11 protein-coding genes are annotated in these 14,667 nt (G+C 65.3%); 7 read left to right on the top strand and 4 right to left on the bottom strand.

The genetic code is table 11. The annotated features are described in order from the left end of the window. Positions 1–65 precede the first annotated feature (65 nt). From topA to AADX97_RS20950, 4 genes are all read right to left on the bottom strand, one after another. Positions 66–2,375, bottom strand: a complete 2,310-nt coding sequence (topA, locus tag AADX97_RS20965; protein WP_374236013.1) for a type I DNA topoisomerase — start codon at positions 2,373–2,375, stop codon at positions 66–68. A gap of 418 nt (positions 2,376–2,793) precedes the next feature. Continuing rightward, positions 2,794–3,270, bottom strand: a complete 477-nt coding sequence (locus tag AADX97_RS20960; protein ID WP_374236014.1) for a DUF494 family protein — start codon at positions 3,268–3,270, stop codon at positions 2,794–2,796. Positions 3,271–3,358: 88 nt separating this feature from the next. Next, on the bottom strand, positions 3,359–4,495 hold the full coding sequence (gene dprA / locus AADX97_RS20955) for a DNA-processing protein DprA (RefSeq protein WP_374236055.1): 1,137 nt from the start codon (positions 4,493–4,495) through the stop codon (positions 3,359–3,361). A gap of 22 nt (positions 4,496–4,517) precedes the next feature. Then, entirely contained in the window at positions 4,518–5,738 is a 1,221-nt protein-coding gene (locus AADX97_RS20950) for a LysM peptidoglycan-binding domain-containing protein (RefSeq protein WP_374236015.1), read from the bottom strand. Between the two features lie 242 nt (positions 5,739–5,980). On the opposite strand from AADX97_RS20950, the gene def reads away from it, so the two are divergent. From def to trkA, 7 genes are all read left to right on the top strand, one after another. Further along, positions 5,981–6,514 (top strand): peptide deformylase, encoded by a 534-nt coding sequence (def, locus tag AADX97_RS20945; protein ID WP_374236016.1) that lies wholly within the window; start codon positions 5,981–5,983, stop codon positions 6,512–6,514. Between the two features lie 103 nt (positions 6,515–6,617). Next, positions 6,618–7,583 carry a methionyl-tRNA formyltransferase gene (fmt, locus tag AADX97_RS20940; protein WP_374236017.1) on the top strand — a complete coding sequence of 322 codons (966 nt, stop codon included), beginning with the start codon at positions 6,618–6,620 and terminating at the stop codon, positions 7,581–7,583. After that, on the top strand, positions 7,576–8,931 hold the full coding sequence (rsmB, locus tag AADX97_RS20935; RefSeq protein ID WP_374236018.1) for a 16S rRNA (cytosine(967)-C(5))-methyltransferase RsmB: 1,356 nt from the start codon (positions 7,576–7,578) through the stop codon (positions 8,929–8,931). The genes fmt and rsmB overlap by 8 nt, the downstream gene beginning before the upstream one ends. Next, positions 8,928–9,518 carry a DUF4390 domain-containing protein gene (locus AADX97_RS20930; protein ID WP_374236019.1) on the top strand — a complete coding sequence of 197 codons (591 nt, stop codon included), beginning with the start codon at positions 8,928–8,930 and terminating at the stop codon, positions 9,516–9,518. Before rsmB ends, AADX97_RS20930 begins: the two co-directional genes overlap by 4 nt. Next, complete coding sequence (locus AADX97_RS20925) at positions 9,500–11,701, top strand: ATP-binding protein (protein ID WP_374236020.1); 2,202 nt, start codon at positions 9,500–9,502, stop codon at positions 11,699–11,701. Before AADX97_RS20930 ends, AADX97_RS20925 begins: the two co-directional genes overlap by 19 nt. Further along, the gene (locus AADX97_RS20920) at positions 11,698–13,068 is read left to right on the top strand and encodes a sigma-54-dependent transcriptional regulator (protein ID WP_374236021.1); all 1,371 of its coding nucleotides are present in this window, start codon (positions 11,698–11,700) and stop codon (positions 13,066–13,068) included. Before AADX97_RS20925 ends, AADX97_RS20920 begins: the two co-directional genes overlap by 4 nt. 187 nt (positions 13,069–13,255) lie before the next feature. Beyond that, positions 13,256–14,629 carry a Trk system potassium transporter TrkA gene (trkA, locus tag AADX97_RS20915; protein ID WP_374236022.1) on the top strand — a complete coding sequence of 458 codons (1,374 nt, stop codon included), beginning with the start codon at positions 13,256–13,258 and terminating at the stop codon, positions 14,627–14,629. The last annotated feature ends 38 nt before the right edge of the window (positions 14,630–14,667 follow it).

The following is a 14,667-nucleotide window of genomic DNA, read 5'->3' as shown; positions in this document are numbered from 1 at the left end:
AGGCGTTCGGTTTGCGTTTGAATCCGCCGCGCGCAGTGGCGTGCCTCGCTCCCTCTCGACACTGCTCACACCGGCTCGGTTGCGTCTTCGGCCTGATCCTCGGCAATCGCCTCGCGGAAACCGCATTCCTTTTGAGGACAGACCTTGGCGGCCCCTCTGGTCTTGGTGGTCTTGATCGTCAAGACCGCCCATCCGCACCTGGGGCAGGGTTCGGCGATGGGCTCGTCCCAGACGGCGTAGTCGCACGTGGGATAGGTCGAGCAGGAATAGAAGATCTTGCCCTTGCGTGACTTCTTCTTCTGTAGCGTCCCCTTGGTGCATTTCGGGCAGGTGACGCCCGTGTCCTCGGGCTTCTCGAGAGGCTCGATGTGCTTGCAGGTCGGGTAGGCGCTGCAGCCGATGAACTTGCCGTAACGTCCGCGCTTGATTTCGAGTGCGGAGTTGCAGAGCGGGCAGGTGCGGCCCTCGATGAGCTCCGGGGCATCCGCCTCGGCCTTGTCGGGGTTGAGGTCGCGGGTGTAGTCGCACTCCGGATAGTTGGTGCAGCCAATGAAGCGACCGTTGCGTCCGAGCCGGATCGACAACTGACCGCCGCATGTGGGACAGGTCTCGTCGATGCGCTCCTGGGTGACATCGCTGCGCTTGACCGACGCCTCGGTGTGGTCGACACGCTCCTTGAAGGGTTTCCAGAACTGCTCGAGCAAGGGGACCCACTCGCCCTCGCCGCGCGATACTGCGTCCAGGTCGTCTTCGAGCTTCGCAGTGAAATCGTAGTCGACGTAGGCGTTGAAATACTCGGTCAGAAAACGGTTGACCACCCTACCGACGTCGGTCGGCAGGAAGCGCTTGGCATCCAGCACCACGTATTCGCGATCCTGCAAGGTCGATATAATGGATGCGTAGGTCGAGGGGCGGCCGATGCCGTATTCCTCCAGGGCCTTCACCAGCGATGCCTCGGAGTATCGCGGCGGCGGCTCGGTGAAATGCTGCTCCGGGCGGATGGCCAGCAGCTCCACCAGATCACCGGCCTTCATCTCGGGGAGCATGCGCTCCTCGTCGTCGTCGGCGCTCTTGGCATCGTCGCGTCCTTCGAGGTAAACGCTCATGAAGCCGGGCTCGGCGACCGTCGAGCCCGTTGCACGGAAGAGATTGCCTTCACCCGCACTCAGATTGATCGCGACCTGGTTGATGAGCGCATGGGCCATCTGGCAGGCCAGGGTGCGCTTCCAGATCAGCTCGTAGAGCTTGAACTGATCGGCGCTGAGATGGGCGCGGATCTCTTTGGGGACCTGATAGACCGAAGTCGGGCGAATCGCCTCGTGCGCCTCTTGGGCGTTCTTGGCCTTGGTCTTGTAGAAGCGCGCCGTATCCGGGAGATGGTCGGCTCCGAAGCGCTCCGTGACATAGGCGCGGATCTCGTCCAACGCCTCTTGCGCGAGATTCACCGAGTCGGTGCGCATGTAGCTGATGAGCCCGATCGGTCCGCCGCCGACATCCACACCCTCGTAGAGCTGCTGGGCCACGCGCATGGTGCGCTGGGCCGTGAAGCCGAGCTTGCGGGCGGCCTCCTGCTGGAGTGTGGAGGTGATGAAGGGCGGAGCGGGGTTGCGCTTGCGCTGTTTGCGCTCGACCTCCTCCACCTTGAGCGTGCCGGCCGCGGCCTGAACGAGGGTCTTGTGGATGGTCGCGGCGCGTTCCCCGTCGACGACGGTGAACTGCTCGACCTTCTCCCCCTCGAATTCGACTAGCTTGGCGGTGAAGCGACGCGCGTCCTTGGCTGCATCGGCCTCGATCGACCAGTACTCCTGACGGACGAATGCCTCGATCTCGTCCTCGCGCTCGCAGATCAGACGCAGCGCCGGGCTCTGCACCCGCCCTGCGGAGAGTCCCCGCCGGATCTTCTTCCACAACAGCGGCGAGAGATTGAAGCCGACCAGATAATCCAGGGCGCGACGCGCCTGCTGGGCGTTGACCAGGTCGTAGGACAGCTCGCGCGGATTGGCGACGGCCTCCTGCACCGCCCGCTTGGTGATCTCGTTGAAGACCACCCGAAACACCGGGCGCTTGCCGATCTGACGGCGGCTTTTGAGCAGCTCGTAGAGATGCCAGGAAATGGCCTCGCCTTCGCGGTCCGGGTCGGTCGCGAGATAGAGTGCATCGGCGTCCTTGAGCTTCTTGGCGATCGCCTGGACGTGCTTCTCGTTGCGATCGATGATCTGGTATTTCATCGCGAAGCCGTTTTCGGTGTCGACCGCGCCCTCCTTGGGCACTAGGTCACGGACATGACCATAGGAGGCGATCACCTCGAAATCGGGTCCGAGATACTTCTTGATGGTCTTGGCCTTAGCCGGAGATTCGACGATAACGAGATTCATGATGTCTGCGAGCGAACGGAAGCTGACGAATCGGGGCCTCTAGGGTAAACCCGGTTCGCATCGGCGCGTCAAGGGGCTTCGTAGAGATGGTCGGCGCCGAGAGGGCCGGTCGGACGCGAATTCAGGTCTCGGAGAGCCGAGTCGGAGATCGGCCGGGGCTCGCCGCACGCGGCGCGGAGCGCCGGGCAGATGCGTGACACTGCCGGAGGGGTGTCACGAGAATAATTATGCTTTTCAGAACTTAAACCGCGCGGGCTCCAGCGGCCGTCAAATCTGCCGGGGCCGTTCTCATCCAAAAAACACCGCATACCGCACCGGGCGCGGTTTAAACCGCGTCGACTCCGAGGCCTGCATGCGCGTGAGACGCCGCGCCGACTCGACTAGGCAGCAGGTCATACCTGACGCGGTTCAACGCGGTTCAATGGAGGTAGACCGGCTCGTCGTTGTACACCAAATCCTCCATCTGCGAGAAGGCATCCTCGCGACCGGGACGATTCATCAAGACAAGCAGGACGACCCACTTGACCTCGTCGAGCCCGACGACGGCGTGATCGATCGCGAGCAGGCGGTCGATCACCAGCTCGCGACTGACCGGGTCCAAAATCCCGGTTTGCTCCAAAAACAGCAGCAGCCCGCGCGCCTCGACATCCAGCTTGATCATCTCCGCCTCGTTGTAGACGCGGATGGAGCCAAGGGTATGGTCGTGATACTGCGGGACGTCTACACCCGCCGCCAGCTCGTCGAGCCAGAGCAGTGCCTTCTCGATCTCGGTCGGGGTGAAGCCGGCCTGAGCGAGCTCGTCCTCCAGCGCGCCTTGATCGGCCGGGGGCTGACCCTCGCCATCCATGTAGTTCTCGTAGAGATAGATCAGCACGTCGACCATGTTTTCGTTCATCAGCCAACCTCGTGGGCGGCGTCAGCCCGAGGGCTGACGGAAGCGGACGACACCCGTACTGCGTTCGGGACGACCCGGACGTCTCCGCTCAAGAACCGAGCCGGCAAAAGCGGCCTCCAGGGGACGATGATACATGACCCTCCAGCTCCAGGACCAACAACATGGACGAGACCTCGCGAGCCGAGTGTCCGCTGCTGGCGATCAGCTCGTCGGGTGCCACGGGGTCGAACCCCATCGCATCAAGCAAGGCGCGATAGTCCGCATCGAGCGCCGCGGCCCCGCCTCGACCGGCCGCTGCGGATGCCGCGACGGACGCTGCGGACGCCTGGCCGGGACAGGCCGCGAGCAGATTGCGCAGCATCGGGGCCAGCTCGAGGAGGATCTCGGCGGGTTCTTCGACCAGCTTGGCACCGTCGCGAATCAGGGCGTGGCTGCCGCGCGAAAGAGGGTTGCGGATGGAGCCGGGTACGGCGAAGACGTCGCGGCCTTGCTCGAGCGCAAAGCGTGCGGTGATCAAAGAGCCGCTCTTGAGCGCCGCCTCGGTCACCAGGACACCGACGGAGAGCCCGCTGATGATCCGGTTGCGCCGCGGGAAATTCCGCGCCGACGGCCCCTGACCGGGCGGAAACTCGCTGACCAGCGCACCGCGCTCGGCGATGCGTCGTGCCAGGTCGCGATGCGTCGCGGGGTAGACCAGATCCGGACCCGTGCCGAGAACGGCGATGGTTCGCCCGGTCTCGAGCGCGCCCGCGTGCGCGGCGCCGTCGACACCGAGCGCCAAGCCGCTGGTGATCAGCAGACCGTCGGCGGCAAGCCGCCGGGCGAAGTCGCGGGTGATCTCGAGGCCCGACGGGGTTGGATTGCGGCTGCCGACCACCGCGATCTGCGGCTCGGCGAGCAGCTCGGGATCGCCGCGCACGTACAGCAAGAGCGGGGCATCAGGGATCTCGGCGAGCAGCGGCGGATAGCGGGGATCGGCGCGCCTCAGCACGTAGGCGTCGGGCTGAGCCGCCCAGGCAAGGATGCGCTCGAGCGCCGCAGCATCCGGCTGTTTGAGCGCGGCGATCGCCTCGGGCGAGATCCCGGCTGCGGCAAGATCCTGTCGCGAGGCGTCCGCGACCGAGCGCGGCGTACCGTAGCGTTCGAGCAATCGGGTCGCCGTGCGCGATCCGATGCCCGGAGCTGAGATGAGAACGATCCAGTCCGCGATCGAGTCCGAGGAAATGCTCAAGACGGGCGTGAACCTGTTATCGAGCCGGCGGTGCGACCCGATCCCCGACGGACATGGCCCGGTCGGCATTGAGCACGAGCGCGAAGCTCACGCGATCGAAGGTTCGGAAGACCATGAGCAGCCCGGCGCGTTGCATCGGGCGGATATAGGTCGCGCGATCGCGACGGATGTCGGCGTGCAGGGGTATCGGGGCGCTCGCATCCGTCGGACTCTCACTCCAGCCCTTCACCGAGTACTCGTTGCCGAGCCAAAAGGCGCCGGTTAGAGGTCCGTCGCTCTCCCAGTTCCAGTTCACGCCGCCGTCGCGGACCTTGTCGCGAACCTGCTCCCCGCCGCGAAAAACCTCCAAGACGTGGCCGGGCTGAAGCCGCTCGTGCGACCCCCGATTGAGGGTCACGATGTCGTACTGACCGATCTGGGAAATGCCGTTCATCACCGAAAGGATCCGACCGCGCATCCCGGCCGGCGCAGGACGGGGAAAAAAATTCTCGAGAGGGGCCTCAAGCGAGGCCGGGATAACACGATCGCCGATCGAGACCTCGCGCTCGGATCGAGTAACCCGCAGGATCGCGGGATCTCCGATGCGCTCGAGCACGGCATTGGCCACAAAGGTGGCTTCGTAGCCGAGGATACGGTTGGTGTCCGGGTCGCGCAGCGCCTCGCCGGGACGCAGGATCTCGAACTCGCCGACCGCGGTCGTGTCGATGCGGCGCACGAAGACGTCGTCCGACGGCGCGGCAACGGTGCGATCGTCTGCAAAGCCCACGACATAGGGCGCACGCTTGATCGCTTCCGACTCCGCCACCCAGGGCTGAGTCAGGAAGGGTGCGATAGAGGCGACGGGAATCATCGGCACCGGAGCCTCGAGCGCGCTGACCCGCACCCGCGGACTCAGGCGCACGACACGCATGTCGCCGCTCGCCCGGGCCGAGGTGTCGCGCACGACCCGCGGCCGACCCTCGACCTCGACCAAACGCAGCCGTTCTCCGGGATAGATGAGATCGGGATTGCCCGCATCGTCATTGGCCTGCCAGATCTCGGGCCAAAGCCATGGATCGCGCAGATAACGCCCGGCGATCGACCAAAGCGTATCGCCTGGGCGGACCTCGTAGACCTCGGGTGCGCCCTCGGCAAGCTCGAGCGCACCCGCCGCCGACGTCTGGGCCATGGCGATCAAACCGACCAAGATTCCGAAAAACAGGTCTCGGAGGTTAAAACGAAGTGTCAAAGCGCGCATCGGACCTCCCGGATGCTCGAAACGGATTCACCCGGCCCCATTTCGGGGTGTAGTATTAATCGCATACTAGCGCATGCGACCCGACTCCTTCTACTCGGCTCCCGACCCGACATCTCTCTCGCGGCTCGCTCGCGGAACGAGAACGAGATCCCCCCGAGATCAACGAGAGACGAGCTCACGCAAAAGGCGGGGTTTTTCGAGAGACGAGATCCCCGAGAACAGATTTTCCAGACGACATCCCGATGGCAAACCTCGATATCCTGACCTTCCCGGACCCAAGACTTCGCCGCAAGGCGATCCCTGTCGCGCGCGTGGATGCCGCCATCGTGCGGCTAGTCGACGACATGCTCGAGACCATGTATGCCGCACCCGGCATCGGTTTGGCCGCAATCCAGGTCAACGTGCCGCGGCGGGTCGTGGTGATCGACATCTCGGAGAACCACGACACGCCCCTGTGCCTGATCAACCCCGAAATCCTCTCGCGCGAAGGCGAAGAGCAGATGGACGAGGGCTGTCTCTCCGTCCCCGGCTTCTTCGAGACGGTCAAGCGCGCGGAGCGGGTGCGTGTCCGGGCGCTGAATCGCGAAGGTGAGCCCTTTACACTCGACGCCGACGGCCTGCTCGCCGTCTGCATTCAACATGAGATCGATCATCTCGACGGCAAGCTCTTCGTCGATCATATCTCGATGCTCAAGCGCCAACGCATTCGCCGCAAGCTCGAAAAGGAGCAACGCCAAGCCGCGAACGAGCCCGAGCAACGTCGAGGTGTGTTGTGACCCGTACCGCAACGCAAGGCTGGACAAGCGGCGTAGCGTGGACAAGCGCAGCGCAGTCCACCCAATCGGCTAAGGCCGCTGGTCCTAAGGGCGATCGGCCGCGATGACCCCCCTGAGGATCATCTTCGCCGGAACGCCCGACTTTGCCGTTCCAAGCCTTGCCGCTCTCCTCGATGCGCCGGGCAAACGAGCGGGAACGCCGCCGCTGCAGGTCGTCGCCGTCTTCACTCAACCGGACCGACCGGCCGGGCGCGGTCGACAGCTCCATGCGAGTCCGGTGAAGGCGCTCGCCCTGACGCGCGGCCTGCCGGTGATCCAGCCCGAGAGTCTCAAGAAAGACCCCGAAGCGGTCGCGCGGCTTGCCGCCTTCGAGGCCGATTTGATGGTGGTCGTCGCCTACGGGCTGCTTCTGCCGGTCTCCGTGGTGGAAGCACCCCGCCTGGGCTGCGTGAACGTCCATGCCTCGCTACTGCCGCGTTGGCGCGGTGCGGCGCCGATTCAGCGCGCGTTGCTCGCCGGCGATACCGAGACCGGTGTGTGCATCATGCGGATGGAGGCCGGGCTGGATACCGGACCCGTCTATCATCGCGTAGCCACACCGATCGGTCCACGCGACACAGGCGCCGTTCTGCACGACCGACTCGCCGTGCTCGGCGCGGGTGCGCTGATCGACGCCTTACCCGGCATCGCCGACGGATCCCTGATTCCCGAGCCGCAAGCCGAGGACCGGGTGACCTACGCACACAAACTGACAAAAAACGAGGCCATCATCGACTGGCACCAGCCCGCCGAGATCATCGACAGCATGATCCGCGCCTACAACCCTTGGCCCGTCGCTCAGACGCGCCTCGACGCCGAGACCCTGCGGATCTGGGATGCCGAGATTAACGCCGAGCGTGCAACGCACGCCGCGCCCGGGACCGTGATCGGCGCCGGCAAATCGGGCATCGAGGTCGCTGCCGGCCGAGGGGTCGTACGCATCTTGCGTCTCCAGCCGCCCGGCAAACGGGCGATGGCGGCCGCGCAATTCCTTAACGCCCGTTCGATGGACGGCGTTCGGCTTGGCTGAGCGCCGGCCGCAGGCCCCCGGCCCGGCGAGGCATCCGGTCGGCGCCGAGTCCCGTGCGGCCGCCGCGCTCGCACTCTTCGGCGTGCGCGGTCGCGGCCAGTCGCTGACGCGCGTGCTCGAGCACACGCGCCTCGCCTCGCAGGCGCCCGCCGAGCGCGCCCTCACGCAGGAGATGGTCTACGGCTCGCTGCGCACCCTGCCGCGCCTGGAGGCGCTGGTCGCGCGTCTCCTCAATCACCCGGTCAAGCCCGCGGACAAGGATCTCGAATCGCTGATCCTGATCGGCCTGTATCAGCTCCTGGCGATGGACACCCCTGACCACGCCGCGGTCGCCGCTACGGTCGAGGCCAGCCGACTCATCGGTAAGCCCGACAAGGCGGCCTTGGTGAACGCGCTGCTGCGTCGGTTTCTGCGCGAGCGCGAAACGCTCTTGGCCGAGGTCGATCAAGAGCCGGCGGTACGCTGGCTGTTCCCCGAATGGCTGCTCGATCGCCTGCGCGAGAACTGGCCGGAGGATTGGGAGCAGATCGTGCGGACCAGCAACGCCCGCGCGCCAATGAGTCTGCGCGTCAACCGCACCCGCACCGACCGGCGCACCTACCTCGGCACGCTCGCCATCGCCGGCATCACTGCACGGCCCATCCACGGCTGCGATATGGGCTTGACGCTCGACCAGCCGCGCCCGACGCATGAGCTGCCCGGCTTCGAGGCCGGGCTGGTCTCGGTTCAGGACGGCGGAGCCCAGCTGGCGGCCGATCTGCTGGATGCGCGCCCCGGACAGCGCGTCCTCGACGCCTGCGCCGCACCCGGCGGAAAGACCGCGGGGATCCTGGAGCGTGCCGAGAATCGGCTCGATCTGCTGGCGATCGACAATGCCCCGACCCGGCTCAAATCGATCCGCGACACACTCGCGCGACTGGGCCTGAGCGCCGAGGTCGCACTCGGCGACGCGGCCGAGCCGAGAGGCAGCTGGACCGCCAAGCCCTTCGATCGCATCCTGATCGATGTGCCCTGCTCGGCCACCGGCGTGATCCGTCGCCATCCGGACATCAAATGGCTGCGACGCAATGCGGACATCCCGGCGCTGTGCGCCTTGCAGGATCGGATCCTCGACGCGGCCTGGCCGCTGCTCGCCCCGGGCGGGCGGCTGCTGTATGCGACCTGCTCCGTGATCGCGGACGAGAACCAGCACCGGATCGCCGCCTTCCTCGAACGCCATCCGGATGCGCGCGAGTGTCCGATCGAGACGATCCCGGGCCGTGCGCTGTCGCACGGTCGCCAACTGCTTCCGCAGGACGGGGCGAACGACGGCTTTTATTTCGCACTGATCGAACGACCGACGTCATGACTCGGCGGCGCGCATACCACCCAGGGAGGTTGATTCTGGCGGCACTGATGCTCGTGCCCGCGCTCTTGCCGGTGAGCGTCGCATCGGGCGCGGCCGAGGACGGGCTGCGGGTCGAGCAGGTCGAGACGCGACTCGTCGACGACGTCTTCTTCATGAACGCCGTGCTGGACTACCGTTTCAGCACCGAGGCGCTCGAAGCGCTCGAGAACGGCGTGCCGCTGACCATCTTGGTGCAGATTCAGGTCCGTCGGATCGGGGCCTGGCTCTGGGAGGACAGCCGAGTAGATCTGCAGCTGCGCTACGCCATTCGCTACAAACCACTCTCGGAGCGCTACGAGGTCTACCGGCTTCCCGGCACCGAGGGCCGCAGCTTCGTCAGCCGCGATGCCGCGATTCGCGCGCTCGGTGAGATCGCCGATCTGTCGTTGATCGGCGCGTCGAGTCTCGACGGCGACACGGACTACGAGGTTCACATCCGGGCCTCGCTCGACATCGAAGAGCTGCCGCTTCCGCTGCGTCCGATGGCTTACCTGAAACCGGCCTGGAAACTCTCCAGCGGGTGGAGCAAGTGGCCTTTAACGCCCTAGCACGTCTGCGCGGACTCGGCGCCCTGCCGGTCGCGGCTTTGATCCTCGCGCTCTTCGTCGTCCTGGTGCTGATGCGCGATGCGGTCGAGAACTCCGAGACCCTGAGCCGTGCCTTCGTGCCGCTGATCTCGGTGGTGTTGAGCGGTCTGGGCGCGCTCGCCATTCTGGTTATCGTCAACATCGTTAAGCTGGTCCGCCGCTATCGACAGCAGGCCGCCGGCTCGCGCCTGACCGGGCGTATCCTGGTGCTCTTCGTGCTGGTGTCGCTGCTGCCGGTGGGCGTGGTCTATTACTTCTCGCTCGGGTTTCTGCTGCGCGGGATCGACAGTTGGTTCGACGTGGAGATCGGCCAAGCCATGCAGGACGCGCTGGTCTTGAATCAAGCATCGCTTGATCTCAACCAACGCGTGCTCGCCCGGTACACCGAGCAGCTCATCGCCGGGATCGAGGATCGCTCCTCTACGGCCATCGCACTCAGTCTCGACAATCTGCGGCGTCAGGCCGGCGCCATCGAGCTGACCGTCTACGCCACCGGCGGTCAGGTGCTCGGCAACGCCAACGAGGATCCAACCCAGTTGGTTCCGAACCAGGCAGAGCGCGAGATCCAGCAAAGCGTGCGCGCCGGCAACAACTATGTCGGCCTGGAAAGCGACCTCGGCGGCGAGCTGATCGTACGGGTAATGGTGCAGGATCCGCGCGGGCGGGACATGCAGATGCAGGCGATCTTCCCGACCTCGGCGCGTATCACCGAGCTCTCGGAGCGCCTGGAGGACGCCTACAATCGTTACACCGAGTTGGCGTATCTGCGTCAGTCGTTGAAGCTGAGCTTCTCCCTGACGCTGTCCCTGGTGCTCCTGTTCGGCGTCATGGCCGCGGTGATCGCCGCCTTTCATATCGCACGCCGGCTCGTCGCGCCGGTCGCGGACATCGCACGCGGCACTCGCGCGATCGCCGAGGGCGACTACGAGCAACAGCTCCCGCTGCCCAAGCACGACGACGAGCTCGCCTTCTTGGTCGCTTCGTTCAACGCGATGACACGCCGGATCGCCCGGGCGCGGGATGCCGCGAACCGCAGCCAGCAGGCGGTCGAAACCCAGCGCAACTATCTCGAGACGGTCCTCGGGCGCCTGTCGTCCGGCGTCATCGCCTTCGATGCCGATCAGCGTTTGCGGACCGCCAACCCGGCGGCGCGTCAGATCCTGTCGCTCGCCTTCGCCGAGAACGAGCGACCGGAGCTCGCGCGGGTGGAACGCGAGCTACCCTGGCTCACACCCTGGACCGAGACCGTGCGCGGCCGTATCGTCGCCGGGGAGGATTGGCGTGCGGAGATCGAGCTCGATCGCGGCGAGACGCGTCAGACCCTGATGTGCCGCGGCAGCCCGCTGCCCCTTCCGGACAACGAGCAACGGGGGCACGTGGTGGTCTTCGACGACATCAGCTCGTTGATCACCGCGCAACGCAACGCCGCCTGGGGCGAGGTAGCGCGACGGCTGGCCCATGAGATCAAGAACCCCTTGACGCCGATTCAGCTCTCGGCCGAACGCCTGCGACACAAACTACTCGCCAAGGCCGACGAGGCGGACGCCAAGATCATCGATCGCTCGACCCGGACGATCGTCCAGCAGGTCGAGGCGATGAAGGCCATGGTGAACGACTTCTCCGATTATGCCCGCACACCGCACATCCGCACCGAGCCTCTGGAGCTCGACCGGCTCGCCCAAGAGGTGCTGGACCTCTATCGCAGCGCCGGCACGAGCGCGCTCGAGGTCGCCCTGGGTGCGCCAGGGGTGCAGGTACGCGGCGATCCGCTACGCTTGCGTCAAGTGGTTCATAATCTGATCAAGAACGCGCAGGAGGCGATGGACGGACGTCCCGGCGCAAGCATCGCCGTGACGACGCGCGTCGTGCGCGAGAACGGCACACCGCTCGTCGAGTTGGAGGTGGCCGACAACGGGCCCGGGTTCGAGGAGCATCTCTTCGAACGCCTCTTCGAGCCCTACGTCACCACCAAATCAAAAGGAACCGGTCTCGGCTTGGCCATCGTCAAGAAGATCGTCGAAGAGCACCGCGGTATCATCAAGGTCGAGAACACGGGTCAAGGCGCGCTGATTCGGATCCGTCTGCCGATCCGGCCGGGGACCAGGCAAGCGACCCAAGGGCGAGGACAGGACACAATACTATGAGTGCAACGCACGTCTTGGTCGTCGACGACGAACCCGACATCCGAGGTCTCGTGCAGGAGATCCTGGAGGACGAGGGCTATGCGGTGGCAAGTGCGGAGAACGGCGAGTCCGCCCGACACGCGCTGCGCGAGCGCCGACCGGATCTGATCCTGCTCGACATTTGGATGCCCGATCTGGACGGCATCACGCTGCTGCGCGAGTGGTCGGAGGAGGAAGACGGCCTGCCTTGCCCGGTCATCATGATGTCCGGTCACGGCACAGTGGAAACCGCCGTGGAGGCGACGCGGCTCGGCGCCTACGACTTTCTCGAAAAACCGCTTTCGATGGCCAAGCTGCTGCTCACCGTGGAGCGGGCACTGGAGGCCGACAAGCTCCAGAAGGAAAACATCGGTCTCAAACGCCGCGCGCCACAGGTGCACGAGCCCGTCGGGCGCAGCGCGACCCTGCAACGGCTCCGCGAGCAGGTCAAACGCATCGCCCAGCACGACACCTGGGTGCTGATCACCGGAGACGCCGGCAGCGGCCGGGAGACCTTCGCGCGTTATCTGCATTCACAGAGCGCACGCCGCGAGCGCCCCTTCGTCGATCTGAGCGTCTCCACGCTCGCCGGGGGCAACGCCGCACGCGAGCTCTTCGGGACCGAAGACGGCGAGCACACCCATTACGGGAATCTGGAGAAGGCCGCCGGCGGGACGCTGCTGCTCGACGAGGTCGCCGACATGGAGCTGGAGGCCCAGGCCAAGCTGCTCGGCGCGCTGGATACCGGATCATTTATCCGCGTCGGGGGCACGGAGCCGGTGCGCATCGACGTGCGGATCATCGCCGCGACCCAGCGCAATCTCGAGGAGGAAGTGCGCGCCGGGCGTTTCCGCGAGGATCTCTTCTACCACCTCAACGTCGTCCCGCTGAACATCCCGCCGCTGCGCGACCACGCCGAGGATGTCCCGGATCTGCTGAACTTCTATCTCGACTATTTCGCGACCCACGAGAAGCTGCCCTACCGGCGCTTCAGCGTGGGTGCTCAGAACTATCTGCGCAACTACACCTGGCCCGGCAACGTGCGCGAGCTCAAAAACCTGGTGCAACGGGTCCTGATCTTGGGTGCTGGCGACGAGATCAGTCAAAAGGAGGTCGAATCCGCACTCGGTGCACCGCCGCCTTCGCAGGGGCAGGCACTCGAGGGGCTGGTCTCCTTCGATCAGCCGCTGCGTCAGGCGCGCGAGCAGTTCGAGAAGGCCTACCTCGACTATCAGCTCGAAAAACACACCGGCAACGTCAGCAAGATGGCCAAAGAGGCCGGAATGGAGCGCACGCATCTGTACCGCAAGCTCCGCTCGCTGGGGATCGAGATCAAGGAGCGGCGTTGAATTGCGTCCGGCGCGGTATGTCGGGTTCGGACCTGTTGCCCCGGCTTGGCGCATCCACGGAACTTGGCGCCGACGCACTTCAAGTTTTTTATTTTAATCACTTAAACCGCGTTGCGCCGATCGTTCCGAGGAGCGACGCGGCAAGAAGACACCACGCCACAACCACGAAGACTCCGGACGCGGTTTAATGAAGATCATCATCCTCGGTGCCGGACAAGTCGGGACCTCGGTGGCCGCCAATCTGGTCAGCGAGGCGAACGACATCACCGTCGTCGACCACAACCCGGATCTACTCAGGGAGCTGCAGGACCGTTTCGATCTGCGCACCATCCTGGGCCACGGTGCGCACCCGGACGTGTTGCGCCGTGCGGGCGCGGAAGACGCCGACATGATCATCGCGGTCACCAACAGCGACGAGACCAATATGGTCGCCTGTCAGGTCGCCTACACGCTCTTCCATACCCCGACCAAGATCGCCCGGGTGCGTGCTCAGAGCTTTCTCGATCAACCCAAGCTGTTCGGTACCGATGCCCTGCCGATCGATTTTCCGATCAGCCCGGAGGCATTGGTCACCGAGTACATCCTGCGTCTGGTCGAGAATCCTGGCACCTTGCAGGTGCTCGACTTCGCCGGCGGGCGGATCCGGCTGGTCGCGGTCAAGGCTTATTACGGCGGTCCCTTGGTCGGGCACGAGCTGCGCACCCTGCATGAGCACATGCCCAGGGTCGAGGCCCGGGTCGCGGCTATCTATCGCCAGGATCGGGCCATCGAGCCCCAAGGCGATACCGTCATCGAGGCCGACGACGAGATCTTCTTCGTCGCAGCCCCCAAGCACATCCGCTCGGTGATGAGCGAGCTGCGGCGTCTGGATCGTCCCTACAAGCGCCTGATCATCGCCGGCGGCGGCAATATCGGCACCCGGCTCGCCGGGGCGCTGGAGCTCAACTACCGAGTGAAGATCATCGAGCGCGATCTGAAACGCTGCAAGCGCATCGCGGAGAATCTCGAGAAGACGATCGTGCTGCACGGCGACGCGGCGGATCGCGATCTGCTCCTGGAAGAGAATATCGAGAACACCGATGTCTTCTGCGCCGTTACCGACGACGACGAGGCGAATATCCTCTCCGCAATGCTCGCGAAGCGGCTGGGCGCGCGCAAGGTTATGGCCCTGATCAATCGCCCGTCCTATGTGGAGCTGGTGCAATCCGGGGCCATCGACATCGCCATCTCGCCGCAGCAGGCAACCATCGGAAGCCTGCTCAAGCATATCCGGCGCGGCGATGTCGTCGTCGTGCATTCTCTGCGACGCGGCGCGGCGGAGGCCATCGAGGCCATCGCCCACGGCGACGAGACATCGAGCAAGGTGATCGGGCGGAGCATCGAGAACATCAAGCTCCCGCGGGGCACCAGTATCGGCGCCATCGTCCGCGGCGACGAGGTCCTGATGGCGCACCACGACACCGTCATCGCCGCGGAAGACCACGTCATCCTCTTCCTTCAGGACAAGGCGCGGATCCCGGAGGTCGAACGGCTGTTCCAGGTCGGGGTTACCTTTCTCTGAGTAGATGCCGATTCGCATTGGCCGACCGGTTCCGGGTC

Origin of the sequence: Thiocapsa sp. C2-2m, assembly GCF_041903745.1 — a bacterium.
GTDB lineage: Bacteria > Pseudomonadota > Gammaproteobacteria > Chromatiales > Chromatiaceae > Thiocapsa > Thiocapsa roseilacustris.
Note: the sequence above shows the minus strand (reverse complement) of the source record. Positions and strands in the feature narration are given on the sequence as shown.

Coding starts and splice junctions, on each gene's coding strand:
- topA (WP_374236013.1), bottom strand. CDS start 2,375: ATGAATCTCGTTATCGTCGAATCTCCGGCTAAGGCCAAGACCATCAAG.
- AADX97_RS20960 (WP_374236014.1), bottom strand. CDS start 3,270: ATGAACGAAAACATGGTCGACGTGCTGATCTATCTCTACGAGAACTAC.
- AADX97_RS20950 (WP_374236015.1), bottom strand. CDS start 5,738: ATGCGCGCTTTGACACTTCGTTTTAACCTCCGAGACCTGTTTTTCGGA.
- def (WP_374236016.1), top strand. CDS start 5,981: ATGGCAAACCTCGATATCCTGACCTTCCCGGACCCAAGACTTCGCCGC.
- fmt (WP_374236017.1), top strand. CDS start 6,618: ATGACCCCCCTGAGGATCATCTTCGCCGGAACGCCCGACTTTGCCGTT.
- AADX97_RS20930 (WP_374236019.1), top strand. CDS start 8,928: ATGACTCGGCGGCGCGCATACCACCCAGGGAGGTTGATTCTGGCGGCA.
- AADX97_RS20920 (WP_374236021.1), top strand. CDS start 11,698: ATGAGTGCAACGCACGTCTTGGTCGTCGACGACGAACCCGACATCCGA.
- trkA (WP_374236022.1), top strand. CDS start 13,256: ATGAAGATCATCATCCTCGGTGCCGGACAAGTCGGGACCTCGGTGGCC.